This is a genomic window from Nocardia sp. NPDC049935 (assembly GCF_055586645.1).
In genome coordinates, this window is record NZ_JBVJHV010000002.1 from 547,260 (window position 1) to 572,247 (window position 24,988).

The following is a 24,988-nucleotide window of genomic DNA, read 5'->3' on the forward strand; positions in this document are numbered from 1 at the left end:
TCACCCTCGCGCACCGAACGTTCGAATCTCGCAACAGCGTTCAACAATTGGCCGTCCCCAGCAGTCACCCGGCCAATTTATTGGCCCCGGCCACCCCTGTCGATCCGCGCGGCCCCCACACCCGGGAATCCCGCTGTGCGGATCATCGGCCCGGCATTCTCGGATTTCCGAGAGGGCCCGTCCGGCGCGGCGCCGGCCGGACGGGCCCGGATTCCCCGCCCGGGCCGGCGTCCGGGTATCCGAACGGTATCGGCGCTGTTGGGCGCCGTCCGTCGGCAACGCGGCGCACGGGTGGGGTCCCGGCCGGACCGGCGGAACCGGTTCGGCCATATTTCACATTAGTGGAAGGTGGTATCCGGCGGCACGGGTAGTCCGCCAGTCGAGATGAATCCGAGTCCGGAGGGCCGCGCCGACCGGCAACTCCTCGCCCGCGCCGGTTGTGCGCCGCCGCCGGAACCGGGTGTGCTCAACTCTGCGGCATGACATAGGGATTGGGGACCGTCGGGGGCAGCAGGGCCAGTGCCGATACCCGCTGTACCCCGCATACCTGCATGAGGTCGATGAGGGTGGACCGGATCTGCGCGAAGACCACGTGTGCCGAAAGCCCCGCCCCCGAAACCAGATCGGGGTTCGCCTGTTTGGCGACCGAGCGCAGGGCCCGGGCTGCTTCGGCGCGGTCGGGCTGTTCACCGGGGTCGGCGAGCACCATGCGCCGCACCACATCCACTGCCGAAGAGAGCCGTTCCACCTCTTCGATCAGGCCGGGGTGCAGGATTTCGTCGTCGCGGACCAGCGTCAGCGAGCGGCGTAGCAGTACCCGGGTGTTGCGGACGGCGTTGTCGAGTGGGTCGGCGGCGGCGCGTAGTCGTTCCAGCCGGCTCCGGGAGTTCCAGTACAGCGGGGAGATCCGGCTCACTTCGCGGCCGCCCTCCAGAGTTTTGCGCAGCGAATCCAATTGCGGCTGGGTGGCCCGTACCGCGGTGAGAGCGTCGTGGATTCTGGCGGGGTCCTGTTCCAGCAGACCGCGGGCGCAGTCGTCGAGCGATTTGCCCATCACGCCGAGTACGGCGGCGGCGTGTTCGCGGGCGCGGCGCACCGGGTGCAGTGGCAGCGCCGCCACGACGACCACCCCGACCAGCCCGCCGATCAGCGCGTCGACCATGCGGGAGAGTCCGGCGCCGGTATCGGGCGGCATCAGTGTCGCGACCAGCACCGCCGAACCGGATGCCTGGATGCCGATGATCGGGCCGCCGTCGAGGAAGACCGCGAGCGCCATCGCGACCGCAACGACCAGGGCGATCTGCCAGACTCCGGTGCCGACCTGCGAGATGAACAGATCACCGACGCCGATACCGACCGCGACTCCGACGACCAGTTCCAGGGAGCGGCGCAGCCGGGCCCCGAACGCGGTGCCGATCGACACCACCGCCGCGGTGGGCGCGAAGAAGGGCAGGGGATGGCCGACCACGTCCTTGGCCAGGAACCAGGCCAGTGCCGCGGCCAGCGAACACTGCACGATGGGCAGCGCGGACAGGCGCAGCCGCTTCCAGGAACGCCGCATCCGGGCGGCGCCCCTGGTTCTGGCCCGGGCCACCGGTGAGTTCTGGTGGATCAATGCCGCGGGGTCGTTCAGCCCAGACCGAGTTCGGCGGCCGCGCGGGGGTCGCAGTCCTCGAGCAGATCCAGGCAGCGGGCGTATTCGTCGGATTCGCCGACCGCCCGGGCCGCCCGGGCCAGCGCGCCGACGCTGCGCAGGAAGCCCTGGTTGGGTTCGTGCTCCCACGGGACCGGGCCGAATCCCTTCCAGCCGTTACGGCGCAGCAGGTCGAGCCCGCGGTGGTATCCGGTGCGGGCGAACGCGTAGGCGGCCACGACATCGTGGTTGACCGCTTCCCCGGCGTCGGCAGCCCGGTCCAGGGCGGCCTCGGCGAGGGCGGCCCAGGCGATCGAGGCGGCCGGATTCTCGGCGGCCACCCGGACCGGATCGGTGCCCGCGTCCAGCGCGTCCTGCGCCGCGTGGAGCTCTGGGAGGAGGACAGGTTGCGGGCCGAGCAGATCACCGAACGAGGTCATGGGCTTCATTGTGCACGGCTCCGGGGAATGGTCGATAGGCTGGCCTTCTACGTCACAAGTCTGTTTGCCAGTAACGATCTGTTTGCAAGTAACAAGGGGTATAGGTGTCGCACCCGACCGACGACAAGAAACCGACGGGTTCGGAGTCAGGTTCCGGCTCGTCCGCGGATAACGATTCACAAGCGGATTCCACCGCCGGGGAAACGTCGCAGGACACCGGAACGCAGTCGCCGGCGGCCGACGCGGTGACCTCCCGGATCTCCACGGCCGAGACCGGAGAATCCGGCGGGCCGGCGGCGGTGGAGAACGACGAGCGGACGGTCGCGATTCCCCGGGCGTCGGCCGCGTCCGGAGACGAGTCGCCGGACGGCGGTGACGACGCCGAGACCGAGGCCATCTCCACGTCCGGTGCGAAGGATGCTGCCTCGTCCGGCGCGAAGGACCCCGCCTCGTCCGGCGCGAAGGACGCCGCCTCGTCCGGCGCGAAGGATGCGGACCCCGCGACCCCGGAGGCCGAGCCCGCCGCGACGGAGGCGGCCGCGGAGGAACCGGAGGCCGGTGAACCGGCGGCGGACGAACCGGGCGACACGCCCGCCGCTGTCGTGGACAGCGACGCCGCCGAGGGTGATGGTGCACAGGTGACAGAGTCCGAGCAGGACGGCACCGCCGCGGACACCGAGACGCGGGCGGCCGATGACGTGCGAGCGGACGACACCACGACGTCCGCGGCGTCCGGCGGGAGCGATACCCCGGCGGGCTCGGCGAAGGCCGGCGAGGGCACGACCGCGAATGCGGCGGACGGGGATCCCGAGGGTGCCCCGGGTGACGCCGACGCCGCCACGGAAGGCCCGGATGACAAGGCCTCGGGCGATGCCGACGCGGAAGCCGCGAGTGATGAGGCTCCGACGGAAGGCGACACCGCCGGCACCGATGATTCGGACGCGGCGGAAGGCGCGGACGATTTCGGTGATGCCACCGCCGGGCCCACCGAGGACGTGGAGAACGGCCCGGACAGCGACGCCACCGACGGGCAGGCCGCCGAGGACAGCGGCGATTCCGGGGAACCCGGGCCCGATGCGGGCGATACCGCGGCCGAGGTCGCTGCGGATTCCGATGTGCGGGCCGGGTCCGAAGCGGACGGCGAGGATTCCGGCGAGGCGCGGCAGGCCGATGAACCCGAGGACACCGACGCGAAGACCGTCGTGATCCCCCGTGCGAAACGGCCCGGCGGCGGCCAGGGCCCCGCGGATCCGAAGAAGCCCGAGGACCCACCGGCCGCCGAGGCGAAGACCGTGGCCATGCCGGTGCAGCGGCCCGACGCCGATGCCACCGAGCGTATCGATATGAATCAGGTGCGCCAGGCCGGCCGGTCGAAGCAGGGCGGACCGCAGGGTCCGGCGCGGACGGACCGGGTGGGTCCGGGGGCGCCGCCGCTGTCGAAACCACCGGCCACCCCGCGTTCTCAACCCGGGCCGAAACGGCCGGGACCCGCGAACCCAGGTCGTCCGGATCAGCCGGCGCCGCAGCGGCCCGGTGGACCGCCGCCCGCGCAGCGCCAGGGCGCGGGGCGTCCGCAGGCCGGCCCGCAGCGTCCGGGTTCGGCGCCGTCGCCCGCCGACAACAAGCAGACGGTGGCCGAACAGCGGGTCGCGCAGGCGGCCCCCTACTCCGCGCCGCCGCAGATCGCCGCGCCGCAGCGGGTGGCGCCCGCTCCCGCGTCCGCGCCCGCCGGCCCGGGTGCGAACAAGAAGTGGCTGATCGTGGCCGGCGCCGCGGCCGCGCTGGTGATCGCGCTGATCGCGGTGCTGGTGGGCGTGGGATCGGAGGACGATTCCCCGCAGGCCCGGATCCGTGCCGCGATAGGCGATTACACCGGGGCGCTGGAATCCGGTGACCTGTCGAGCCTGCGTGACGCGACCTGCGGTGGCCTGCACGAGTACTACCAGGGACTGTCCGAGGAACAGTTCGCGGGCGTACACCAGCAGGCCGTCACCGAGGGCAGTATCCCCGAGGTCACCGGCGTCGACGCCGTCCAGATCACCGATCGGACGGCGCTCGCGCAGGTCAGCGTGCAGACCGAGGCGGACGCCGAGCAGACCGCCCGGACCCTCGACCTGCAGGAGACCGAAAGCGGCTGGAAGGTCTGCGATCCCCCCACGGCCACCCCGTAACCGACCGGGGGCGGGCGCATCCGGCCCGCCCCCGGATCACAGGTCTTTCACTTTCGCGGAGTCCGGGTGAGGATGGAGATATCCCTGCGCTCCGAGGATTCCAGCATGAGCTTTCGCACTATCTCTTCCCCGACGGTGCCGCGACCGAGCGGGCTGTCGCGGGCCGCGACCCACGGACGGGCCCTGCGAGCCGCCCGGATCGTCGTCGCCGGCTGCGCGCTGACCTTGCTCGCCGCCGCTCCGGCCGCGGCCGATCAGCCGCGGTCGTCGAATACGATCGACGATTCCCATCCCCTTCCCGCCGATCGCGCGCAGACGCCGCCGGACGAGGAGGGCTATCCGTACTACATCAGTTGCGGTCACGCCCGGCGGGAGACCGATACCCCGCTCTACGGCGGACAGCCGGGGTATTCGCGGCAACTCGACGCCGACGGTGACGGGCTCGCCTGCGAGGTCGGGGAGTTCTGAACCGGTAGCGCGGGCGTCCGGCGGCCCCGCCTTCGCGGCGCTGTGTGTTTCCCGCCTCCGCGGCGCTGTGTGACGAGGTGGCCCGATGACGGCGCAATTGGGTCACCGGCCGGGCTACCAGCGGATATCGCTCGCCGAGACGCCGGGTCCGTCCGGTCGGTCCGATTCGGGATTCGCGACCGGTTCCGGCGCGCCCGGGTGTCGGTTAGGCTGGCCGCTCGTCGAACACCGGGGGAAGTGGAGGTGCGAAATGACTACGAGATCCGCCGCCCGATTCGCCGCCGTCACGGCGCTGTGCGCCGGAACCATGCTGTTCGCGGCCTGTGCCGACAGCGGGTCCGGGACGGCCACGACCTCCGCGGCGCCGGTTTCCTCGGTCGCCGCACCGCCGGCGGAGACACCGCAGCAGCGCAGTCTCCGTATCCGCGATCAGCTCGTGCAGCTGGGATGTGACAGCAACTCGTGTATCCAGACCTATTTCGCCTGCGAGGACGGTCTGGTTTCCGGCGACGCGTGCGACTTCTACCACCGGCATCCACTGAACTAGCGAAGACCAGTCCAGTTTTCCAACTGGACTGGTCGATGGGCGGTGTGGAGGTAGCGCCGGGGGTCAGCCGGCGCGGAATGGGATCGGGCCCGGCTCCCGGTGTGCCCGGGCCGCGTCCAGGTCCCGGTACTCGCGTTCGAGGTCGTACCGCGTGCGCGAGTCGTCCGTGACCGAACCGAGCGGCCGGTACCGTTCCAGCAGTTCGGGTATCCGTGATTCGGTCACCAGGTAGTGGTAGGCGAAGAAGACGAACGTTCCCACTCCCACGAGCGTCACCAAGAGTGTCATGTTTCCAGCATCCGCCTACTGGACTTGCCGATAAAGAGCCAATCGGTCGATACTGGACCTTATGGCAACACGAGTGATCGGCGCCTCGGGCCTCGCCCGCGATCTCGGGCAGTGGCGCAGCGCCGACCCCGGGTCCGCGGAGACCGCCGCCCGTAAGACCTCCCGCCCCGCCTATCTGGCGCTGGCGGAGGGAATCCGGCTGCTCATCCACGACGGCCGGGCCCCGCTCGGGGTGGCCCTGCCCAGCGAACGCGACCTCGCCGCGACGCTCGGGGTCAGCCGCACCACGGTGACCTCCACCTATTCGCTGCTGCGTGAGCACGGCTATCTCATCACCCGGCAGGGTTCGCGCAGTACCGTCGCCCTGCCGCCGTCCATCGCGCACGACGGCCGCCGGGTCGCACGCGGCATCCTGGCCACCATGTCCACCGGCGACCGTCCCGCCGTGGACCTGACCTACGCCGCCATGACCGCGCCGCCCGAGATGGAGGACGCGTACGCCGTAGCGCTGCAGGGGATCCCCTCGTACCTGGGCACCCACGGGATGGATCCGGTGGGAATCGGGCCGCTGCGCGAGGCACTGGCCCGCCGCTACACCGAGCGCGGCCTGCCGACCACCGCCGACCAGATCCTGGTGACCCTCGGCGCCCAGCACGGGTTGCGGCTGCTGGTGAACGTGCTCGCCGCGCCGACCTCGCGGGTACTGATCGACCACCCCACCTACCCCAACGCGATCGAGGCGATCCGCGATGTCGGCGCCCGCCCGATCCCCGTACCCCTGCGGCTCGAGGCCCCGCACGCGGCGTGGGATCTCGACGGGATCCGCAGCGCCGCGCGCCAGACCGCTGCCGCGCTGGCCTATCTGGTGCCCGACCACAACAATCCCACCGGCTTCCTGATGGACGAGCCCGCCCGTGCCGAACTCGCCGCCATCGCCCGCGAAACCCGGATGACGCTGATAATCGACGAGTCGATGGTCGATCTCTCGCTCGCCGATTCCGCGCTGCCGACCCCGGTCGCCGCGTACGCGAAGGGCTCCGAGGTGATCACGATCGGCTCGGCGTCCAAATCCTTCTGGGGCGGGCTGCGGGTCGGCTGGATCCGGACCTCGGAATCGCTGATCACCCGGTTGCTGACCTCCCGCGCCACCGTCGATATGGGCACCCCGGTGATGGATCAGCTGGCGGCGGTGCACCTGCTCGAGAACTCCGTGCCGATCCTGAAGCGCCGCCGGGCGCTGCTCCGCGACCAGCGTGAGGTACTGCTGGGCGCGATGGCCGACGAACTGCCGGGCTGGCAGGTGCTGCCCGGTGTCGGCGGGATGTCGGTCTGGGCGCAACTCCCGGCGCCGGTGGCGTCCGCGCTGGCCGCCACGGCGCCCAATCACGGGGTGCTGCTGGCCGCCGGGCCCCGCTTCGGGGTCCAGGGCGCCTTCGAGCGGTTCCTGCGCCTGCCCTACACCACCTCGGAACCCGAACTGCGGCGGGCGGTGACGGCGATCGCCACCGCCTACGCGAGCCTGGGGCCGCAGGCCGGCGACGCGCTACAGCCCCTGACCTGCTACTGACCTGACCCCGGCTTGCCGGCGACCTCCGCTGCCCCCTCGGTGACGGCCAGCGCCGCCCGCGCGATCGCGAGTTCCTCGTTGGTCGGGATCACCAGCACCTCGACCGCGGCGTCCGGCGGGGAGATCCGGCGGGCGGTGCGCTCCGGGGCGGCGTTGCGGCCGGGGTCCACCGCGATCCCGAACCGTTGCAGTCCGGCCAGGGCATCGGCCCGGATATCCGGATTGTTCTCGCCCACACCGGCGGTGAAGGTGATCGCGTCCACCCCGCCCAGTTCGATCAGGTAGGCGCCCAGGTAGTGGCGGATGCGGTGCACATAGACGTCGTAGGCGGTGCGGGCGGCCGCGTCACCGGTATCGATGAGCCGCCGCAGTTCGCGGAAATCGTTCACCCCCGCCAGCCCGCGCAGCCCGGAGCCCCGGTTGAGCAGCCGGTCGACACCGGAGATGTCCAGATGCGCCGCGCGCATGAGGTGCAGGATGATTCCGGGGTCCAGATCCCCGGACCGGGTGCCCATGACCAGGCCCTCCAGCGGAGTCAGACCCATACTGGTGTCCACCGGCCGCCCGCCGCGCAGTGCCGAGACCGAGGCGCCGTTGCCGAGGTGGAAGACGATCTGGTTCAGCGAATCCGCCGGGCGTCCGAGGAATTCGGCGGCCTGCCCCGAGACGTACTCGTGCGAGGTGCCGTGGAAACCGTAGCGGCGGATACCGTGCGCCTGCGCGACCTGACGGTCGATGGCGTAGGTGCGCGCGGCCTCGGGCAGCCCGTGGAAGAACGCGGTATCGAAGACCGCCACCTGCGCCACCCCGGGCAGCAGCGTGCGCACCGCCTCGATACCCCGGACATTGGCCGGGTTGTGCAGCGGCGCCAGGGTGGACAGCTCGGAGATCGTGCGGAGCACCCGGTCGTCGACGAGGGTCGGCCGGTAGAAGACCTCGCCACCGTGCACCACCCGGTGGCCCACCGCCCCGACTCCCGCGGTGGCCAGATCCCGGCCGGTCTCGGCGAATTTCGCGAAGGCCAGCCGCAATCCGGCCGTATGGTCGGCGACCCGGACCTCCTCGGTAACGGTCCGGTCGCCGTCGGTGTGCTCGATCGAGCCGTTGTCCTCACCGATGCGCTGCACCAGCCCGGCCGCCGCGACCTCGCCCGAAACCGGTGCCACCAGCTGATATTTGATCGAGGAGGAGCCGGAGTTGACCACCAGAACCAGCTTGCTGTCCACCGCAGTCTCCTGTTCGCCGGACCGCCTCGCGGTCACTGCTGCTGGGCCTGAATGGCGGTGATGGCCACCGTGTTCACGATATCGGTGACCAGAGCGCCGCGAGACAGGTCGTTCACCGGTTTGCGCAGTCCCTGCAGGACCGGCCCGATCGCGACCGCCCCGGCGCTGCGCTGTACCGCCTTGTAGGTGTTGTTGCCGGTATTGAGGTCGGGGAAGATGAAAACCGTGGCCCGGCCGGCCACTTCGGATCCGGGGAGTTTGGCGTCGGCGACGGTGGGTTCGATGGCCGCGTCGTATTGGATGGGTCCCTCCACCAGGAGTTCGGGCGCGCGTTCGCGTACCAATCCGGTGGCCACCCGAACCTTGTCGACATCCGCGCCGCTGCCGGATTCGCCGGTCGAATACGACAGCATGGCGATCCGGGCGTCGATACCGAACCGGGTGGCGGTGGCGGCCGAGGAGACGGCGATATCGGCCAGTTGTTCCGAGGTCGGATCGGGGACCACCGCGCAGTCGCCGTAGGCCAGCACCCGATCGGCCAGGCACATGAGGAAAACACTGGACACCGTGGCGACCCCGGGCACGGTTTTGATGATCTCGAACGAGGGTCGGATGGTGTGCGCGGTGGTGTGCGCGGCTCCCGACACCATGCCGTCGGCGAGGCCGCGATGCACCATCATGGTGCCGAAATACGAGATGTCGGTGACGGTTTCGCGGGCCCGCTCCAGGCTGATTCCCTTGTGTTTGCGCAGGTCGGCGTATTCGCGGGCGAAATCGTCGATATGGTCGGAGGTGCGCGGGTCCAAGACCTGCGCGCCGGCGATATCCACGCCCAGTTCCGCGGCCCGCGCCCGGACCGCGGTCTCGTCGCCGAGGATGATCAGATCGGCGATCTTGCGCTGCAGTACCCGGCCCGCGGCCCGCAGCACCCGGTCGTCGTCGCCCTCGGGCAGCACGATGGTCTTGCGGTCGGCCCGCGCGCGTTCGATGAGCTGATATTCGAACATCTGCGGGGTCACCACACTGGTGAGCGGCACCTCGAGGCGGCGCAGGAACTCCCCGGCGTCCACATGGGTTTCCATCAGTGCCAGCGCCGTATCCACCTTGCGCGGGTTGTCCGCCGACATCCGGCCGCGGGTCCGGTGCGCGATACCGGCGGTGTCGTAGGTGCCCTGGCCGGTGGTCAGGATGGGTAATCGCGGTTTCAGTCCGGTGATGAGCCGGGCGATCGCGGGATGCGGCAGCAGGCCGCCGTTCATGATGATCCCGGCCAGCGAGGGGAAACTCTCCGCTTCGTGCGCGTTCACCACACTCAGCAGCACATCGGACCGGTCGCCCGGGGCGATCACCACCGCGCCGTCGTAGAGCCGCTCCAGAATATGCTCGGCGGTCATCCCGCCGACCATCACTCCCAGCGCCTCGCGGTGCAGGAGTTCCGGGTCGCCGCTGTAGATCTCGCCGTCGAGGGCGGCGCACAGTTCCGCCATGGTGGGCGCGATCAGCAGCGGTACCTCGGGCAGGCTCCAGGACGGCACCCCGAAGCCGGTCAGCCGGTCCCGGACCGAGTCCAGTTCGCCGGGCGCGCACCGGTTGGCGACGATCGCCGCGAGCTGCGCGTGCTCGGCCGACAGTTCGGCCGTGCACAGATCCACCAGCTGCTGCACCTCATCGGGAGACCGCTGCGCCCCGCGCACCACCAGCAGCACCGGGGCCCCGAGATTGACCGCGATCCGCGCGTTGAACCGGAGTTCGCTCGGGCTGGCCACGTCGGTGTAGTCGCTGCCCACGATCACCACGGCGTCGCAGAGGTCCGCCACCTCGTGGTACCGCATCACGATCTCGGAGATCGCGCCGTCGGGGTCGGCGTGGACCTGCTCGTAGTTCACCCCCACCGCCTGCTGGTATTCCAGATCGACGGTGCTGTGCTCGAGCAGCAATTCCAGGATGTAGTCGGGTTCGCGCACCGAGCGGGTGATGGGCCGGAACACCCCCACCCGCGCGGTGGTCGCGCACAACATCTGCAGCACACCGAGCGCCACTGTCGATTTCCCGGTATCGCCCTCCGGCGATGCGATGTACACACTGGACGCAGCAACCTCGGCCATGGCAAGAGCCTAACGGTGTCCCGGCCGGTTACCCGATCAGCCGGTGGGGGCGACCCGGTCCGGGATCATCCCGAACAGCGCGGTATCGGCGAGCACCTCGTCGAGGGGCGTGGCGGTCAGGTCGAAGGTTCGCTGGGTCAGCGTGGAATCGAGGATGTCGGGGTGGGCCAGCGAGTACCACATCTCGACCGTTTCGGCGCTGATGGGATCGGTCGCGCCCGCCCACGCCAGATCGGTCAGCGTCATGGGCGCCAATCGCGGCTCGGGTGCTCCGGTGACCAGGGCCAGCCGTTCGACGAGGTCGCGTAGCGAGACCACCGTGGACGGTACGTGCCAGGCCCGGCCCCACGACCGGTCGTCGAGGGTCACCGCGACCAGTGTCCTGGCCACATCGTCGAGATACGACCAGCTCTTGGGTACGTCCGGATCCCCGGGATAGTGCACCGGCGCGCCCTGGCGTATCGCAGCTGTCGCGAGGAAGTTGAACAGCGAGCCGGCGTCGTGCCCGAGGTAGTCCGAGGCGCGGACCTCGGTGACGCGGACCCGTCCCGCCCTGTGCGCGTCCAGGGCGTCGAGCCACAACCGGGCCCGTACCGCGCCCTTCACCGTCACGGGCGCCATCGGCAGATCCTCGGTCATCGGGCCCTCGACATGTCCGTAGCCGTAGGTGTTGCTCAGCGATACGTAGTTCGCCCCGGTGCGCTCGGCCGCGGCCAGTACGCCGGCGCCGATCGGCGGGAATTCGGCGGGCCATCGGTCATACGGTGGCCACGTGGTGTTGATCAGCGTGCGGGCGCCCTCGGTGAGCACGGTCAGCCCGTCCGCATCCGTGGTGTCACCGACGACCTTTTCGATTGCCGGGTGTTCGGGGCCCAGGCCCCGACGACTCACCAGCCGTACCCGGTGCCCGGCTTCGGCCAGCAGCAGCGCGGTACGGCCTCCGGTACTGCCCGCGCCCGCGACGACGTGCAACGACATTTCGCGATCCTCCTCTGCCCGGACCGCGGTGCGGCGGTCCGGAACCACTGTGGCGCGGAAGATCTCGATACAGTAGTGGCCTGAATGCCATATATCCAAAGGATCGGGCCATGCATCGAATCGCCGTACTCGCGGTACCTCCGGTGACCACTTTCGACCTGGCCATACCGGAAATGGTGTTCCCGGCGGTGCGGGTGAACGGTGAACAGGTGTACGAGGTCGTGGTGTGCACCCCGGACCCGGGACCGGTCGCCGGGTATGTCGGGCGGCCGGTGCTGATAGACGAAAACCTGTCGCGGCTGGCCGACGCGGACACCGTCATGGTCACCGGAACCGGTGCTCGCGTCGAAGGCGACGTCCGTGTGCTGGCGGCGCTGCGGGCGGCCGCGGCCGCCGGGACCCGGATCGCCTCCATCTGTACCGGAGCCTTCGTCCTTGCCCAGGCGGGTCTGCTCGACGGCCGGCCCGCGACGACCTACTGGTTGTTCTCCGGTGAGATGCGATCGCGCTTCCCCGCCGTCGACCTGCGGCCGGATGTGCTGTTCGTGGACGACGGCCAGATTCTCACCTCGGCCGGGCTGGCCGCCGGAATCGATCTGTGCGTCCATATCGTGCGCCGCGACCACGGCGCCGCGATCGCCAACGATGTGGCGCGGCTGGCGGTGGTGGCACCGCTTCGGCCCGGCGGCCAGGCGCAGTTCATCGAGACACCGCTGCCACCGGAGAACGGCGTAACCCTCGCACCCACCCGCGCCTGGGCGCTGGCCCGGCTGGACGAGCCCCTGACCCTGCGGGAGCTGGCCGCCCACGCGCATATGAGCACCCGTACGCTCACCCGGCGCTTCCGCGCGGAAACCGGATCGAGCCCACTGCAGTGGCTGCTGCACCAGCGGGTCGACCGTGCCCGCGAACTGCTCGAGGTCACCGATCTGCCGGTTACCGAGGTGGCGCGCCGGGCCGGGCTGGGTACCTCGGAATCACTGCGCCGGCATCTGATACACCGGCACGGCCTGACGCCCCGGGCGTACCGGACGGCCTTCACCCGACTCTGAGCAGCCGGCGACCTCCCCGGTGCGGAGATCGGCGGGGCCGGCACCGTGCGATTTGCCGGAACGACAAGATTGCGTGCCGATTATCAGGATTGCGGAAACACTGGGTGGGCCGTGAATCGTCGGCGTATCGGCTACGAAGGAGACCGCTGTGCCCACTGCCTCACATTCCGGACGTCGCCGCGACGCACCGCCGCCCCGGACCGGTAACAGCGAGACCGAGACCCTGCGCGGGTTCCTCGACTACCTCCGGACCTCGATCGCCGCGAAGGTCGACGGTGCTCCCGAACCGGGGGTCCGCACCGCCGCCGTGCCCTCCGGGACGAACCTGCTCGGCCTGCTCACGCATCTCACCCGGGTCGAACGTTCGATATTCCTCGGCGAGAACGTCACCGACTGGCAGGCCACCTTCCGGGCCGACCCCGCCGACAGCGTGGCCGAGGTGGTCGCTCGCTACCGGGAGGCGGTGGACCGCGCGAACGAGATCCTGGACCGATGCCCGGACCTCGCCGCCCCCGTACCGCGCCCGCGCCCGGGGCGTCCCGCGCCCAGTGTCCGCTGGGCGCTCGTTCATATGATCGAGGAGACCGGCCGCCACGCCGGCCATGCGGATATCCTGCGCGAACTCATCGACGGCGCGACCGGCCGATGAGCGTCACATCCCTCGGCCGGCCGTCGCCACGGCGGCTCTCGCTCAGCCGAGCTTGCGCAGGCGGGGGGCCAGATCTCGCTGGAAGAGGTCCAGGAATCGCTTCTGGTCGTGTCCGGGGGCGTGGAACACGAGGTGGTTCAGGCCCGCGTCGACATACGGTTTCACCAGTTCCACCGCCTCGTCGGGATCGCTGGCCACGATCCAGCGCTTGGCGATCTGCTCGATCGGCAGTGCGTCGGCGGCCTCTTCCATTTCGATCGGATCGGTGATGCTGTGCTTCTGCTCGGCCGTCAGCGACAGCGGCGCCCAGAAGCGGGTGTTCTCCAGCGCCAGTTCCGGGTCGGTGTCGTAGGAGATCTTGATCTCGATCATCCGGTCGATGGCGCTCACCTCGCGCCCGGCCTTCTCCGCGCCCTCGGCGACGGCCGGCATGAGCTTCTCGGTGTAGAGGTCCATCCCCTTGCCCGACGTGCAGATGAAACCGTCGCCCGCGCGTCCCGCGTAGCGGGCCACCACCGGCCCGCCGGCCGCGACGTAGACCGGGATACCGCCCTCGGGCACGTCGTAGATGGAGGCGCCCACCGTCTTGTAGTACGTGCCGTCGAAATCGGTACGGTCACCGGTCCACAGCGCCCGCATGAGGTCGACCGATTCCCGGAGCCGGGCGAAACGTTCCTTGAACTCCGGCCACTCGCCCGCGTACCCGGTGGCGATCTCGTTGAGCGCCTCACCGGTGCCCACGCCCAGCATCACGCGGCCGGGATACAGGCAACCCAGGGTCGCGAACGCCTGCGCGATCACCGCGGGGTTGTACCGGAAGGTCGGGGTGAGTACCGAGGTGCCGAGCATGATCCGCTCGGTACGCTCACCCGCGGCCGCCAGCCAGGCCAGCGAGAACGGTGCGTGGCCGCCCTTGTGCCGCCACGGCTGGAAATGGTCGCTGACCGTCGCGCTGTCGAGGCCGTGCTCCTCGACCAGTACCGCGAGCTCCACCAGTTCACGGGGTCCGAATTGTTCCGCCGACGCTTTGTACCCGAGCTTCAGCTCACCCATGTTGCGCCACTCCTGTCGCTTGTGGTCGGACCGTTTCCGGCCCGGATCCGACATTAATAGGCCCGGTGTGCGCGCCCCGTCCACGGGGTGCGGGCCGCGCGCGCGTTCACCCGATCGCGGCACCACTTCGGCTCGCGCGGGCGCGGTATACCCGGTCCGGTCGCGAACAGGCGCAGAATTGGCGGTGTGAGCGCAGACGAGCCGATTTTGTCCTATCTCACCGATATGGACGGGGTGCTGGTGCACGAGGACCATATGGTCCCCGGCGCCGACGAATTCCTCGCCGAACTGCGGGCCGAGGCGATCCCGTTCCTGGTGCTGACCAACAATTCGATTCGCACCCCGCGCGATCTGCAGGCGCGGCTGCGTCAGACCGGGCTCGAGATCCCGGAGCATTCGATCTGGACCTCGGCCCTGGCCACGGCGAGTTTCCTGAACGAGCAGCGGCCGGGCGGCACCGCCTATGTGGTCGGCGAATCCGGGCTCACCACCGCGCTGCACGAAATCGGCTACGTGCTGACCGAGGTCGACCCCGATTACGTCGTCCTGGGCGAGACCCGCACCTATTCGTTCGAGGCGATCACCACCGCGATCCGGCTGGTCGAGCGCGGCGCCCGCTTCATCGCCACCAATCCCGACCCCACCGGCCCGTCCCGCGACGGTGTCCTGCCCGCGACCGGTTCGGTGGCGGCCCTGATCACCCGCGCCACCGGCCGCGACCCCTACTACATCGGCAAACCGAATCCGCTGATGATGCGGTCGGCGCTACGCCGGATCGACGCCCACTCCCAGAGCAGCGTGATGATCGGCGACCGGATGGACACCGATGTGATCTCGGGGATGGAGGCCGGTATGCGCACCATCCTGGTGACCACCGGTATCTCCACGAAAACCTCCGTGGAGCACTATCCCTACCGGCCGACCATGGTGCTCGACTCGGTCGCCGAACTGGCGGGCCGGGTCCGGACCCCGTTCTGAGATTCTGGAGCGGCTCCGCCGCTCGAGGTTCGGCCCTCGTGAGCGCCTGCTGTCGGCCCTCGAGACTCGCGGCTGCGCCGCATGCGCTTCGAGGGCCGACAGCAGGCGCGGGCCGAACCCGTTCGATGCCTCGCTGCGCCTCGGCACCGGGACAGTGGGCCTGAGCCCGGTTCGAATTCGAATCGGGGCAGGGGTCGTGCGGATGCCGGGGGCCGGTGCGGGCGCTCCAGCGTGCTCTCACCTTTGTCCACATGGTCGCACCCCATGGGGTGGGGCCCGCCCGGTTCTGGAGCGACCAGAGGAAGGGAGCGCAGCGACCGACCGCCGGGAGTGAAGAACCGGGCTACCAGGGGCCCCACCCTCGAGGCGCGGAGCGCCTCCAAAATCACAGCCCCACCCTCGAGCGGCGGAGCCGCTCCAAAATTACAGCGCCCGGTCCAGGTCGCCCAGGAGGTCCTCGATGTCCTCGAGGCCGACCGAGAGCCGGACCACCCCGTCCGACAGTCCGATTCCGGCGCGCCCTTCCGGTCCCATCGCCCGGTGGGTGGTGGTCGCGGGGTGGGTGATGAGGGATTTCGCGTCGCCGAGGTTGTTGGAGATATCGACGATGCGCAGGCCGTTGAGTACTTCGAAGGCCCGTTTCTTGGCCTCGTCCGCGTTCGCCTTCAGTTCGAAGGTGACCACGGTGCCGCCGCCGCTCATCTGGGAGGTGGCCAGTGCGTACTGCGGGTGGGTTTCGAGGAAGGGGTACCGCACCCATTCCACCGCGGGGTGTTCGTCCAGGTAGCGGGCGATGCGCAGGGCCGAATCGGTGGACTGCCGTACGCGCAGCGGCATGGTTTCCAGGCCTTTGAGCAGCGTCCAGGCGTTGAAGGGGCTGAGCGCCGGGCCGGTGTGGCGCATCAGCGTTTTGACCGGGCCGTCGATGTATTCGGCGGAGCCGAGGATCGCGCCGCCCAGGACCCGGCCCTGGCCGTCGATATGTTTGGTGCCCGAGTACACGAGTACATCGGCGCCGAGGTCGAAGCCGCGCTGCAGCAGCGGGGTGGCGAAGACATTGTCCAGGACCACCTGGGCGCCGGCGGCGTGGGCGAGTTCGCTGACCTTGCGCACATCCACCAGCGTCTGCATCGGGTTGGCGGGCGTTTCGAAGAACACCGCCGTGGTGGGGACCGACAGTGCCGCCTCCCACTGGCCGAGGTCCTCACCGTCGACGAAAACGGTTTCCACACCCCAGCGCGGCAGGATCTCGTTGCAGACCACGAAACATGATCCGAACAGGCTGCGCGCCGCCACCAGCCGGTCGCCGGCCTTCAGCAGGGCGCCGAGGGCGACGAAGACCGCGGCCATACCGCTGGCGGTGGCGAAACAGGCTTCGGCGCCGTCGAGCAGCCGCATCCGTTCCTGGAACATCTCCACGGTCGGGTTGCCGTAGCGGGAGTACACGAAATGCGGGAGGTCGCCGGTGAACGCGGCTTCGGCGTCCTCGGCGCTGGCGTAGACGAACCCGGAGTTCAGGTAGAGCGCCTCGGAGGTCTCCTCGAAACCGGAGCGGTTGAGCCCGCCGCGGACGCCGAGCGTCGCCGGTCCGACACCTTCGGGCAGGGCGCGCTCGAACGCACCGCCGCCGATCACGACTGCCGCCAGGGCAGGCCGTCGGCCCGCCAGCCCGACTCGCCACGATGGCCGAATTCGTCGAGCGGCCCTTCGAAGCCTTCGGTGACGTTGTACGAGGGGGCGATACCCGCGGCGGTGGCGGCGTCGGCGGCATGCGCCGACCGCTGGCCGGACCGGCACAGGAACACCACCGGGGCGTCGGCCGGGCGGTCGCCCAGGGCGCGGCGCAACTGGTCCAGGAATCCCGCGTTGCGGGTGCCGGTGGAATCGACCCATTCGACCAGCACGGTCGGGGTGGCGATACCGCTGGTGTCGGGAACGCCGACGAACTTCCATTCGGCTTCGGTGCGCACGTCCACCAGGACGGCGTCGGGATGCCCGGTGAGCAGTTCCCATGCCTGCTTCGGCTCGATATCCCCTGCGTAACTCATACGTGGTACCTCCTGCGAATCCGCACTTGCCGCATCCGTTCGATGCACGCCAGGTCGTCACCCGGAGCACCCCACCGCGGAGGAGGGTTGCCGACCAGCGAGCCGGGGCTTGGCGCTGGCACTCATGACCTAAGGGATGAGATTGCCCGCCGCGCCCCGTCGTGTCAAACCCCGGTTGACGGGCCGGGTGAAAGCTATTCGACCGGCTGGTTGCACACCTTCCACTCGCCGTCGGCCTTGAACAGCCACCAGGTCGCGGTTCTTTCCTCGCCTTCGACGCGGCTGGTCACCTCGATGGTCGCGTTCTCGCCGTTGACCTGGACGGCGCCGAATCTCTCGATCTCGACGTCCTTCCCGGTTTCGCCGGGTTTCAGCTGCCCGGCCAGCGGTGAGCGGGCGGGCACGAACCCGGGGCAGACCGCCTCCCGCGGCGGTTCCGGCCCGAAGCGGCTGCTCGCGTCGCCGAACTCACGGACCGCTCCGGCGATGCGGTCGGATTCTGTGACATTTTTCTCAGCGGGCGCCACCAGCCCGGCGATCAGCACACCACCCAGGACCAGGGCCGCGAGTACCGCGGCCACGATGAACGGGGTGATCGTGCGCGGTGCCTCGTCGCCGCCCGTTTCGGCGGCCGGCTGCTCCTCGGTGGGTCCGGGATCGCTCATACAGACGATCATCCCTGGTCCCCGGATCGGCGTGTGCCCGCACCCCGATAGAATCGCGGGTGAGGCGGGTGCTGCTGCACGGCAGTCACCGCGGAGACGTGGGAAGACCGACGGCGAACGAGCCGCCCGCGCAAGGCGGGGCGATGGTGCAGACAGGCCGCGCGTCAACTTAGCCTAAGCTAACAACAACGCCAGTGAATCTCTCGACCGATAAGGGTGCGCGAAACTGATGACCGAGCAGAAGGAAGCGAACCGCCCGCTTCGGATCGCGATCGTGGGAGCCGGTCCGGCCGGGATCTATGCCGCCGACGCACTGATGAAGTCGGACGCCGACGTGTCGATCGATCTGTTCGAGCGGATGCCCGCGCCGTTCGGACTGATCCGCTACGGCGTCGCGCCGGACCATCCCCGCATCAAGGGGATCGTGACCGCGCTGCACAAGGTGCTGGACAAGGAGCAGGTCCGGCTGCTGGGCAATATCGACTACGGCACCGATATCACCCTCTCGGATCTGAAGCGCTTCTACGACGCGGTGATCTTCTCCACCGGCGCCAACGCCGACCGTGCGCTGCCGATCCCGGGTATCGACCTGGACGGTTCCTACGGCGCCGCCGATTTCGTGTCCTGGTACGACGGCCACCCGGATGTGCCGCGGACCTGGCCGCTGGACGCGGAGAAGGTCGCGGTGCTCGGCGTCGGCAATGTGGCGCTCGACGTGGCGCGCGTACTGGCCAAGACCGGTGACGAACTGCTGCCGACCGAGATCCCGCCGAACGTCTACGAGGGCCTCAAGGCGAACAAGGCCGTCGAGGTGCACGTGTTCGGGCGGCGCGGTCCGGCGCAGGCGAAGTTCACGCCCCTGGAACTGCGCGAACTGGATCATTCCCCGACGATCGAGGTGATCGTCGATCCCGAGGACATCGACTACGACGAGGGCTCGGAAGCGGCGCGGCGGCATTCCAAGCAGGTCGATATGGTCGCCAACACCCTCGAACAGTGGGCCATCCGGGATCAGGGCGATCGCCCGCACAAACTGTTCCTGCACTTCTTCGAATCCCCCTCGGAGATCCTCGGCGAGGACGGCAAGGTCGTGGGCCTGCGCACCGAGCGCACCCAGCTCGACGGCACCGGCAATGTGAAGGGCACCGGCACCTTCAAGGATTGGGATGTGCAGTCGGTGTACCGGGCGGTGGGCTATCTGTCGCAGAACATCTCGGAACTGCCGTTCGACGACCAGGCCGGCGTCATCCCGAACGAGGCCGGCCGGGTGCTGGTCGACGAGAACGCCGACGGCGCGGCCCGGTACATGTCCGGCACCTACGTGACCGGCTGGATCAAACGCGGCCCGGTCGGCCTGATCGGCCACACCAAGGGCGACGCCAACGAGACGGTGGCCTGCCTCGTCGACGACAGCGTGAACTTCACCCCGGCCGAGAGCCCCGAGCCCGAAGCGGTGCTGGAGTTCCTGGAGGGCCGGGGTATTCCGTTCACCACCTGGGCGGGCTGGTACCGGCTCGACGCCCACGAGCGGTCGCTCGGCGAGCCCGAGGGCCGGGAGCGGGTCAAGGTCGTGGAGCGCGAAGACATGCTGCGCGCGAGCGAACCGCACAAGGTATGAGTCGCGGCCCGCTCCTGCCGGTTCAGTGCTGGGAGGAGCGGGCGCCCCGATCTATCAGGCATGCTGTATCAGTGTTCGATGCCCATGTGCACATCATCGATCCGCGTTTTCCGCTGATCGAGAACGAGGGCTACCTGCCGGAGCCCTATACCGTCGCCGACTACCGGCGCCGGATGGCGCGGTACCGGCCGTCCGGTGGCGCGGTGGTCAGCGCGTCGTTCCAGAGCAACGATCAGAGTTATCTGCGTGCGGCACTGGCCGAATTGGGGCCGGGCTGGGTCGGCGTGACCAGGCTGGATCTGGACGCCACCGATTCCGAGATCCTCGATCTGCACGCGGCCGGGGTCCGGGCGGTGCGGTTCAATCTCAAACGCGCCGCTGCCGATATCACCAGTATGACCAGGCAGGCGTTGCGCGCCCATGAACTGGCCGGCTGGCATGTGGAAATCTACGTGGACGGCCAGATGCTGGCGTCCTTGCAGCCGGTGATCCTGAAACTGCCCAAGGTTTCGGTGGATCATCTCGGGATGTCCGAGGAAGGGCTGTCGTATCTGCTGAACCTGGTCGACCGCGGCGCGCGGGTGAAGGCCACCGGCTTCGGGCGGGTGGATCTGGATATCGCCACCGCGCTCCGGCGTATCCACGCGGTCAATCCCGAGGCGCTCATGTTCGGTAGCGATCTGCCCGGCACCCGGGCGGGGCGCCCGTTCCGCGAATCGGATATCGATCTGATCTGCGATGTCGTCGGCACCGATATGCACGCGGTGCTCGAGGACAATGCCCGCGCGTTCTACGGCCTGCCCGCCGTCGAACGCCATCCCGAGGATCCGACTCCCACACTGCCGCTGCTGGTTCCGCCGCTACCGGAGAACGGCGGCGCGCCGCCCACCGACGGCACCACGCGCCCGCTGCCGATCATCGGCCGCCCGCCCGGCCGGCACTGACAGGCCCGACTCGCTCAGGTGGTATCGACCGGGCCTGTCAGGCCGCGATCGCGCCGCCCACCCACACCCCGGTGGCCAGCAGCGCGCCGAACAACTCCACCATGATCGACAGTCCCACGCCTTTGAGCGCGTGTTTGCTGGACGTCCAGGCCTGCCGGTTGTCGGGTAGCCGCAGCAGTTCCGAGAGGTACACGCCCACCACGAATCCCACGAACAGCCCGACCACCGGGATCAGGAAGAATCCGGCGATACCCGCGAGCCCGCCCAGCAGGAGCGTGCGGTTCGGAACGCCGGCGTCCTTGAGCTTCTGTCCCGGCCAGGTGTATTTCACGATGCCGGATACGAGGAGCGCGACGGTGGCGATTCCCAGCACCACCCACGCGGTGGCGCCGCCGGTGAGGAATGCCCAGACCGCGATCGCCGCGAAGATCAGGATCACCCCCGGCAGGACCGGCACCACGATGCCGATCAGCCCGACCAGGATCACCAGGCCGACAATGATTTCTCCCCATACGCTCACGGATCCAACCTATCCCGGATCGGCCGTCGCCGTGGATCGGTGAAATCCCTGATCTCCGCGTGCGATCAGCGGCCGGGACCGGTGAGCCAGCCGGCGGTGAGGTCGGTGACCACGGCCCCGGAGCGATCACTGAGATGGATGTGGTCGATGAAGAAGGTCATCCCGTTGCTGTGCGCCACCCGGTCCCAGCTCTGCCGGAACAGGTAGTGGCGGGCGGCCGCCTTGAACGCCAGGGCGAAGCCGAAATCGTAGATCGCCTCGGGATTTCCCTCGCTGCGCACCAGGTCGGCGATCCGTTCGTGCAGCGGCAGGTAGTCGGTGCCGTGCCGGGCCGCGGTCTCGGCGATGATCCGGTTGTATCCGGCGAGTTCGTGATTGATCGGCGCGTCGAGGTTCTCACCGAGCGGGGGCAGCGACATCAGCGCGACGCGGATACCATCCGCGGCGGTGAGACGCCCGGCGATGGCGTCGAGGTTGGCCCGGTATTCGTCGAGCGGTACGTCGCCGCGCACGTCATTGGCACCGACCAGCACGATGACCGCGTCGGGGTGGCAGGCCAGGACATCGCCGTCCAGCCGTTCGAGCAGATCCGCGCTGGTATTTCCGTTGATACCGGCGTTGACGAACCGGTATCCGCCGAACTCCGGGCGGGCCCGCAGCGCACCGACCCAATCCGCGCCCAGCGTGCCCTGGGTCATGCTGGCGCCGGCGGCGACGACCACCGGCCCGTTCGCGGCCGGACGTCCGTCTCGGCACGCCCGCGCGGGTGCGTCCGCCGGAGCGCGGACGAAGGTCAGGTACCCGACGGTACCGGCGGCGCCGAGAACGGCGGCCAGGGCCGCGACGGCCGTGGCGATCACAATATTTCTCCGCCTGCCGGACAGACCGAGACGCATGGAACCTCCAGATCGACCTGAGTTGTGCTACAGAGGGATCCGATCCGGCCGGTGCCTGCCGGAATCGGGTAACGATCAGTTCTGCCGCGGGAGGAGTTCGGTGACGAAGCGGTCCAGGAATCCCGAGACCGGTTTCCCGTCGGCCGGTACGACCACGAATTTGGTCAGTCCCGCGGCGAGATAGCCGTCGATGAGCCGGTGCAGATCGGTCCAGCTGCCCGCCACCAGTTCGGCCGGATCGGTGCCGGGGCGCTGGGCCCGGATGGCCGTCGCGAGTTCGGCGGGAATACCGCTTTCGGCCAGCAGGAGGGTTATTCCGAAGTGGTCGGCTTCGATCTCGCGTCCGGCCGCCGCCGCTTCGGCGTTGATCGTGCGAACCGCGGCCGCGGCGTCGGCCGGGGAGAGGAAACTGCCCAGCCAGCCGTCGGCGTATCGGCCGATCCGCCGGAAGGCCGCGGGGGCGCGGCCGCCGAGCCAGATATCGGGTGGCCGCACCGGACGGGTGCCGATACCCGCGCCGCGCACCGTGAAGTGATCGCCGTCGAAGGACACCTCGTCGGATTCCAGCGCGGCACGCAGCAGCCGCAGGGATTCGTCGAAGACATCGCCGCGCCGGCCCGATACCGGGAACAGGTCGCGTTCCTCCGGGCTCGCCGGCTGCAATCCGAAAACCGGCAGCACCCGGCGCGGTGCGAGGACGGCCAGTGACGCCAGTTGTTTGGCCACCAGGACGGGATGGCGGCCGGGCAGAATCGCCACCGAGGTGCCGACCTTCAAATGGGTGGTGCGCGAGAGCGCGAACGCCATGCCCACCACCGGATCCACGGCCGGTGACCGGATGAGTTCGGAGAACCACAGCGAATCCACGCCCGCGTCCTCGAGCCGGTCCACCAGGTCCGGCAACTCCTCGGTGGCGGTGGTGGAGCCCGTGCCGACGCCGAATCGGATCTTCATCTCTCACTCCTGGTCCGCTGCCCCTGCGGCCACGATAGTCCGCGACGGGGAGAGGACGCCGCGGCCGAGTGCGGGCCGCGGCGCCATCGAGAGGAAGGTGCCGGTCAGCTGCCGCCACCCCCGCCGCCGCAGCCGCCGCCACCCCCGCCGCAGCTGCTACCGCCGCCGCAGCCGCTTCCGCCGCCGTCCGATCCGCCGCTCCCGTCCGATCCGCCGCCGAAGAACCAGGGCGTGGACGCCGCACCGGAACCACCGGACCGCAGGCCTCTGCCCCCGCGTCGCTTCCCGGTGCGCCGATGACGGCGGTCGGTGACGAAGAAGGTGACGATACCGATCACCGCCACCACTGCCAGGATCCACCCGAAAATATCCATAACCCACGGTAGCGGCGAAAAACGCTGACGTCAGGTCGCTTTCGCGCCGCCGCGGTGCGGTCCGGTGGTGGGAAGCCGGATGGACAGTAGCCTGCTCTCATGTCCGAACCGCCACCCTTCAGTCCGACGATCATGCTGTTGACCGTGGGACGGGTCTGGGAGGCCAGGTTCGCCGAGGGGCTGAAACCGCTCGGGCTGACCACGCGTAAGTACGGGCTGCTGGGCCATATCCGGGCGCGGCCGGGTATCTCGTTCAGTGAACTCGCCAGGCGGTCGCGGATCACCGTGCAGAGCGCGCATACCGCCGTCGCGGGTTTCGTCGCGTCCGGGTTCGTCGAGGACGCGACCGCGCACGCGGGTTCCGCTTCGACCCTGCGGGTCACCGCCGTGGGCGAGGAACTGCTGGCCCGGGCGGCTGAGGTGGTGACGAGTCTGGACCGGGAGTTCGCGCCGCAATATCCCGAGCTCACCGAGGCGCTACGCGCCGCTATGACGCGAATGACAGGGGGCGCTCCATAACCTTCAGCTAATCTGAAGGTTATGGACAATGAGTTTCTCCGCCCCGTCGTGCCCCCGCCGAGCGGGTCGCTCACCTGTGTCACCGTGCGACGGGAGGCTCGCAGCGCATGAAGTTCCGGCATTATCTGCACCGCCCACCGGCCGTCACCGCCGCCGAGGCGGTACGGCTCGTGGCCGAAGGCGCGCTGGTGGTCGATGTACGCCGCGAGTTCGAGTGGAACCGGGCGCATATCCCGGGCGCGGTGCATATGCCGCTGGAAGTGCTGCCCGAACGCTGTCCGGAATTGCCCGAAGATCGCCTGCTCATTACCTTCTGCACCGGCGGCCTGCGCTCCGCGGGAGCGGCGAATCTGCTGGTGGAGAATGGTTTCGACGCCGTGAATATGAGTCGCGGACTGATCGAATGGCGGGCCGCGGGCGGACCCCTCACCGAGCGGTGAGCGGTGCTCCGTCCGGGTCAGGATTCGGCGGTCTTCTCGGCTTCGAGCACTCTGTTCACCCGCACCAGCACGTCGATCTGGGCTTCGTTGTACAGGTCCCGGACCGCGACGGCGATGGTGTGTGCCGCGCGTTCGGCGCCCACCGGCGAGTCCCTGTGCTGTTCGGACAGCGTGGGATGGTCGGCCAGCAGGTCGCGGACATGGGGGAGCAACTCCTCGGTCAGTTCGGCCCGGGTGCGCTCGTCGGCTTCGGGGGTGAGATCGTCGAACTTGCCGAAGCTCGTCCGGTGCGTCGTATCGCTCAGCAGTTCGCGCAGCGTGCCGAGGCCGGTCGGGCCGAGTATCCGGCTCAGGATCACGGTGTAGTCGCGGTCGGCCGCACTGAGTTCGGAGGCGACGGCGTCGATCTCGGGCGGAAGATCGGTACCGGCGCCCCGCCGCAGAATCAGGGCGAGTTCGACCCGGATGCGCTGCAGGCGCTCGATGGTCGCGGCGAGTTCGGCGTCCAATGTCCGCAATGCTTCCTCCGGATGTTCGTCGGCACCGTCCATGGCGGCGATCTGTGAGAGCGGGATGCCCAGGTCCGCGAGCCGTTTGATCCGAAGTACGCGAACCAGATGGGTCGAGCTGTACTTCTTGTAGCCGTTGGAGCCCCGTTCGGGCTCCTCCAGCAGCCCGACCTCGTGGTAATGCCGCACCGCTCGCACGGTGGTGCCGGCGAGTTCCGCGAGCTGACGAGTACTCCACGCCATATCCAGTCACTCCTCGAGCGCTCGGGCCGCCGGCGCGGGTGCGCCGGCTCGACCACAGTCTCAACTGTGCCGCGGCGGCATGGTCAAGCACTGCCGGGTGGAA

Annotated in this window: 26 protein-coding genes and 1 riboswitch; of the genes, 11 read left to right on the forward strand and 15 right to left on the reverse strand. The window is 69.4% G+C overall.

Annotated features, from left to right (window positions below):
* Positions 1-466: 466 nt before the first annotated feature.
* Together ACZ6SF_RS10760 and ACZ6SF_RS10765 are read right to left on the reverse strand one after the other, a co-directional pair.
* Positions 467-1,561 (reverse strand): FUSC family protein, encoded by a 1,095-nt coding sequence (locus ACZ6SF_RS10760; RefSeq protein WP_466062254.1) that lies wholly within the window; start codon positions 1,559-1,561, stop codon positions 467-469.
* A gap of 68 nt (positions 1,562-1,629) precedes the next feature.
* Positions 1,630-2,073 carry a DUF3151 domain-containing protein gene (locus tag ACZ6SF_RS10765; protein ID WP_466061826.1) on the reverse strand — a complete coding sequence of 148 codons (444 nt, stop codon included), beginning with the start codon at positions 2,071-2,073 and terminating at the stop codon, positions 1,630-1,632.
* Between the two features lie 104 nt (positions 2,074-2,177).
* Here ACZ6SF_RS10765 and ACZ6SF_RS10770 point away from each other — a divergent pair, with 104 nt between their 5' ends.
* From ACZ6SF_RS10770 to ACZ6SF_RS10780, 3 genes are all read left to right on the forward strand, one after another.
* Positions 2,178-4,244, forward strand: a complete 2,067-nt coding sequence (locus ACZ6SF_RS10770) for an Rv0361 family membrane protein (protein ID WP_466061827.1) — start codon at positions 2,178-2,180, stop codon at positions 4,242-4,244.
* A gap of 105 nt (positions 4,245-4,349) precedes the next feature.
* Complete coding sequence (locus ACZ6SF_RS10775) at positions 4,350-4,712, forward strand: excalibur calcium-binding domain-containing protein (RefSeq protein WP_466061828.1); 363 nt, start codon at positions 4,350-4,352, stop codon at positions 4,710-4,712.
* Between the two features lie 250 nt (positions 4,713-4,962).
* On the forward strand, positions 4,963-5,259 hold the full coding sequence (locus tag ACZ6SF_RS10780) for a hypothetical protein (protein ID WP_466061829.1): 297 nt from the start codon (positions 4,963-4,965) through the stop codon (positions 5,257-5,259).
* A 63-nt stretch (positions 5,260-5,322) separates the two neighbouring features.
* On the opposite strand, the gene ACZ6SF_RS10785 is transcribed toward ACZ6SF_RS10780, so the two are convergent.
* Positions 5,323-5,547 carry a hypothetical protein gene (locus ACZ6SF_RS10785; protein WP_466061830.1) on the reverse strand — a complete coding sequence of 75 codons (225 nt, stop codon included), beginning with the start codon at positions 5,545-5,547 and terminating at the stop codon, positions 5,323-5,325.
* 61 nt (positions 5,548-5,608) lie between these two features.
* Here ACZ6SF_RS10785 and yczR point away from each other — a divergent pair, with 61 nt between their 5' ends.
* On the forward strand, positions 5,609-7,114 hold the full coding sequence (gene yczR / locus ACZ6SF_RS10790; RefSeq protein WP_466061831.1) for a MocR-like transcription factor YczR: 1,506 nt from the start codon (positions 5,609-5,611) through the stop codon (positions 7,112-7,114).
* On the opposite strand, the gene ACZ6SF_RS10795 is transcribed toward yczR, so the two are convergent.
* Genes ACZ6SF_RS10795 through ACZ6SF_RS10805 form a run of 3 tightly spaced genes read right to left on the reverse strand, consistent with a single transcriptional unit; the run spans position 7,108 to position 11,423 of the window.
* Positions 7,108-8,340 carry an acetate kinase gene (locus tag ACZ6SF_RS10795; protein WP_466061832.1) on the reverse strand — a complete coding sequence of 411 codons (1,233 nt, stop codon included), beginning with the start codon at positions 8,338-8,340 and terminating at the stop codon, positions 7,108-7,110. The genes yczR and ACZ6SF_RS10795 overlap by 7 nt on opposite strands.
* A gap of 32 nt (positions 8,341-8,372) precedes the next feature.
* Positions 8,373-10,445 carry a phosphate acetyltransferase gene (gene pta, locus ACZ6SF_RS10800; protein WP_466061833.1) on the reverse strand — a complete coding sequence of 691 codons (2,073 nt, stop codon included), beginning with the start codon at positions 10,443-10,445 and terminating at the stop codon, positions 8,373-8,375.
* 36 nt (positions 10,446-10,481) lie between these two features.
* Positions 10,482-11,423, reverse strand: a complete 942-nt coding sequence (locus ACZ6SF_RS10805) for an NAD-dependent epimerase/dehydratase family protein (RefSeq protein ID WP_466061835.1) — start codon at positions 11,421-11,423, stop codon at positions 10,482-10,484.
* Between the two features lie 110 nt (positions 11,424-11,533).
* Between ACZ6SF_RS10805 and ACZ6SF_RS10810 the strand changes: the two genes are divergently transcribed.
* Both ACZ6SF_RS10810 and ACZ6SF_RS10815 read left to right on the forward strand, forming a co-directional pair.
* The gene (locus ACZ6SF_RS10810; protein WP_466061836.1) at positions 11,534-12,475 is read left to right on the forward strand and encodes a GlxA family transcriptional regulator; all 942 of its coding nucleotides are present in this window, start codon (positions 11,534-11,536) and stop codon (positions 12,473-12,475) included.
* 148 nt (positions 12,476-12,623) lie between these two features.
* On the forward strand, positions 12,624-13,124 hold the full coding sequence (locus tag ACZ6SF_RS10815; RefSeq protein WP_466061837.1) for a DinB family protein: 501 nt from the start codon (positions 12,624-12,626) through the stop codon (positions 13,122-13,124).
* A gap of 42 nt (positions 13,125-13,166) precedes the next feature.
* Here ACZ6SF_RS10815 and fgd read toward each other — a convergent pair whose 3' ends face one another.
* A complete protein-coding gene (gene fgd / locus ACZ6SF_RS10820; RefSeq protein ID WP_466061838.1) occupies positions 13,167-14,177 on the reverse strand; it encodes a glucose-6-phosphate dehydrogenase (coenzyme-F420) in 1,011 nt (336 codons plus the stop codon).
* A 225-nt stretch (positions 14,178-14,402) separates the two neighbouring features.
* On the opposite strand from fgd, the gene ACZ6SF_RS10825 reads away from it, so the two are divergent.
* Positions 14,403-15,155, forward strand: a complete 753-nt coding sequence (locus ACZ6SF_RS10825) for an HAD-IIA family hydrolase (RefSeq protein WP_466062255.1) — start codon at positions 14,403-14,405, stop codon at positions 15,153-15,155.
* A 423-nt stretch (positions 15,156-15,578) separates the two neighbouring features.
* Here the strand turns inward: ACZ6SF_RS10825 and ACZ6SF_RS10830 are convergent, their stop codons facing one another.
* The 3 genes from ACZ6SF_RS10830 to ACZ6SF_RS10840 form a co-directional block, all read right to left on the reverse strand.
* A complete protein-coding gene (locus tag ACZ6SF_RS10830) occupies positions 15,579-16,790 on the reverse strand; it encodes an O-succinylhomoserine sulfhydrylase (protein ID WP_466061839.1) in 1,212 nt (403 codons plus the stop codon).
* Positions 16,787-17,203: a rhodanese-like domain-containing protein gene (locus ACZ6SF_RS10835; RefSeq protein ID WP_466061840.1), complete on the reverse strand. Its 417-nt coding sequence runs from the start codon at positions 17,201-17,203 to the stop codon at positions 16,787-16,789. Before ACZ6SF_RS10835 ends, ACZ6SF_RS10830 begins: the two co-directional genes overlap by 4 nt.
* A 17-nt stretch (positions 17,204-17,220) precedes the next feature.
* Positions 17,221-17,333, reverse strand: a riboswitch (SAM riboswitch).
* Between the two features lie 64 nt (positions 17,334-17,397).
* Positions 17,398-17,868, reverse strand: a complete 471-nt coding sequence (locus tag ACZ6SF_RS10840) for an Rv0361 family membrane protein (RefSeq protein ID WP_466061841.1) — start codon at positions 17,866-17,868, stop codon at positions 17,398-17,400.
* 229 nt (positions 17,869-18,097) lie between these two features.
* Between ACZ6SF_RS10840 and ACZ6SF_RS10845 the strand changes: the two genes are divergently transcribed.
* Entirely contained in the window at positions 18,098-19,486 is a 1,389-nt protein-coding gene (locus tag ACZ6SF_RS10845) for an FAD-dependent oxidoreductase (RefSeq protein WP_466061842.1), read from the forward strand.
* 71 nt (positions 19,487-19,557) lie between these two features.
* The gene (locus ACZ6SF_RS10850; protein WP_466061843.1) at positions 19,558-20,430 is read left to right on the forward strand and encodes an amidohydrolase family protein; all 873 of its coding nucleotides are present in this window, start codon (positions 19,558-19,560) and stop codon (positions 20,428-20,430) included.
* A gap of 37 nt (positions 20,431-20,467) precedes the next feature.
* Here ACZ6SF_RS10850 and ACZ6SF_RS10855 read toward each other — a convergent pair whose 3' ends face one another.
* The 4 genes from ACZ6SF_RS10855 to ACZ6SF_RS10870 form a co-directional block, all read right to left on the reverse strand.
* On the reverse strand, positions 20,468-20,950 hold the full coding sequence (locus tag ACZ6SF_RS10855; protein WP_466061844.1) for a DUF456 domain-containing protein: 483 nt from the start codon (positions 20,948-20,950) through the stop codon (positions 20,468-20,470).
* Positions 20,951-21,015: 65 nt separating this feature from the next.
* Complete coding sequence (locus tag ACZ6SF_RS10860) at positions 21,016-21,810, reverse strand: SGNH/GDSL hydrolase family protein (RefSeq protein ID WP_466061845.1); 795 nt, start codon at positions 21,808-21,810, stop codon at positions 21,016-21,018.
* A gap of 111 nt (positions 21,811-21,921) precedes the next feature.
* The gene (locus ACZ6SF_RS10865) at positions 21,922-22,800 is read right to left on the reverse strand and encodes a TIGR03854 family LLM class F420-dependent oxidoreductase (protein WP_466061846.1); all 879 of its coding nucleotides are present in this window, start codon (positions 22,798-22,800) and stop codon (positions 21,922-21,924) included.
* A 104-nt stretch (positions 22,801-22,904) separates the two neighbouring features.
* Positions 22,905-23,174, reverse strand: a complete 270-nt coding sequence (locus ACZ6SF_RS10870) for a hypothetical protein (RefSeq protein ID WP_466061847.1) — start codon at positions 23,172-23,174, stop codon at positions 22,905-22,907.
* 99 nt (positions 23,175-23,273) lie between these two features.
* On the opposite strand from ACZ6SF_RS10870, the gene ACZ6SF_RS10875 reads away from it, so the two are divergent.
* Positions 23,274-23,693, forward strand: a complete 420-nt coding sequence (locus ACZ6SF_RS10875) for a MarR family winged helix-turn-helix transcriptional regulator (RefSeq protein WP_466061849.1) — start codon at positions 23,274-23,276, stop codon at positions 23,691-23,693.
* A 107-nt stretch (positions 23,694-23,800) separates the two neighbouring features.
* A complete protein-coding gene (locus ACZ6SF_RS10880; protein WP_466061850.1) occupies positions 23,801-24,133 on the forward strand; it encodes a rhodanese-like domain-containing protein in 333 nt (110 codons plus the stop codon).
* A 17-nt stretch (positions 24,134-24,150) separates the two neighbouring features.
* Here the strand turns inward: ACZ6SF_RS10880 and ACZ6SF_RS10885 are convergent, their stop codons facing one another.
* Positions 24,151-24,885 carry a MerR family transcriptional regulator gene (locus ACZ6SF_RS10885; protein WP_466061852.1) on the reverse strand — a complete coding sequence of 245 codons (735 nt, stop codon included), beginning with the start codon at positions 24,883-24,885 and terminating at the stop codon, positions 24,151-24,153.
* Positions 24,886-24,988: the final 103 nt, after the last annotated feature.

Coding starts and splice junctions, on each gene's coding strand:
- ACZ6SF_RS10760 (WP_466062254.1), bottom strand. CDS start 1,561: ATGCGGCGTTCCTGGAAGCGGCTGCGCCTGTCCGCGCTGCCCATCGTG.
- ACZ6SF_RS10765 (WP_466061826.1), bottom strand. CDS start 2,073: ATGACCTCGTTCGGTGATCTGCTCGGCCCGCAACCTGTCCTCCTCCCA.
- ACZ6SF_RS10775 (WP_466061828.1), top strand. CDS start 4,350: ATGAGCTTTCGCACTATCTCTTCCCCGACGGTGCCGCGACCGAGCGGG.
- ACZ6SF_RS10780 (WP_466061829.1), top strand. CDS start 4,963: ATGACTACGAGATCCGCCGCCCGATTCGCCGCCGTCACGGCGCTGTGC.
- ACZ6SF_RS10785 (WP_466061830.1), bottom strand. CDS start 5,547: ATGACACTCTTGGTGACGCTCGTGGGAGTGGGAACGTTCGTCTTCTTC.
- yczR (WP_466061831.1), top strand. CDS start 5,609: ATGGCAACACGAGTGATCGGCGCCTCGGGCCTCGCCCGCGATCTCGGG.
- pta (WP_466061833.1), bottom strand. CDS start 10,445: ATGGCCGAGGTTGCTGCGTCCAGTGTGTACATCGCATCGCCGGAGGGC.
- ACZ6SF_RS10805 (WP_466061835.1), bottom strand. CDS start 11,423: ATGTCGTTGCACGTCGTCGCGGGCGCGGGCAGTACCGGAGGCCGTACC.
- ACZ6SF_RS10810 (WP_466061836.1), top strand. CDS start 11,534: ATGCATCGAATCGCCGTACTCGCGGTACCTCCGGTGACCACTTTCGAC.
- fgd (WP_466061838.1), bottom strand. CDS start 14,177: ATGGGTGAGCTGAAGCTCGGGTACAAAGCGTCGGCGGAACAATTCGGA.
- ACZ6SF_RS10825 (WP_466062255.1), top strand. CDS start 14,403: ATGGACGGGGTGCTGGTGCACGAGGACCATATGGTCCCCGGCGCCGAC.
- ACZ6SF_RS10835 (WP_466061840.1), bottom strand. CDS start 17,203: ATGAGTTACGCAGGGGATATCGAGCCGAAGCAGGCATGGGAACTGCTC.
- ACZ6SF_RS10840 (WP_466061841.1), bottom strand. CDS start 17,868: ATGAGCGATCCCGGACCCACCGAGGAGCAGCCGGCCGCCGAAACGGGC.
- ACZ6SF_RS10845 (WP_466061842.1), top strand. CDS start 18,098: ATGACCGAGCAGAAGGAAGCGAACCGCCCGCTTCGGATCGCGATCGTG.
- ACZ6SF_RS10865 (WP_466061846.1), bottom strand. CDS start 22,800: ATGAAGATCCGATTCGGCGTCGGCACGGGCTCCACCACCGCCACCGAG.
- ACZ6SF_RS10870 (WP_466061847.1), bottom strand. CDS start 23,174: ATGGATATTTTCGGGTGGATCCTGGCAGTGGTGGCGGTGATCGGTATC.
- ACZ6SF_RS10875 (WP_466061849.1), top strand. CDS start 23,274: ATGTCCGAACCGCCACCCTTCAGTCCGACGATCATGCTGTTGACCGTG.
- ACZ6SF_RS10880 (WP_466061850.1), top strand. CDS start 23,801: ATGAAGTTCCGGCATTATCTGCACCGCCCACCGGCCGTCACCGCCGCC.
- ACZ6SF_RS10885 (WP_466061852.1), bottom strand. CDS start 24,885: ATGGCGTGGAGTACTCGTCAGCTCGCGGAACTCGCCGGCACCACCGTG.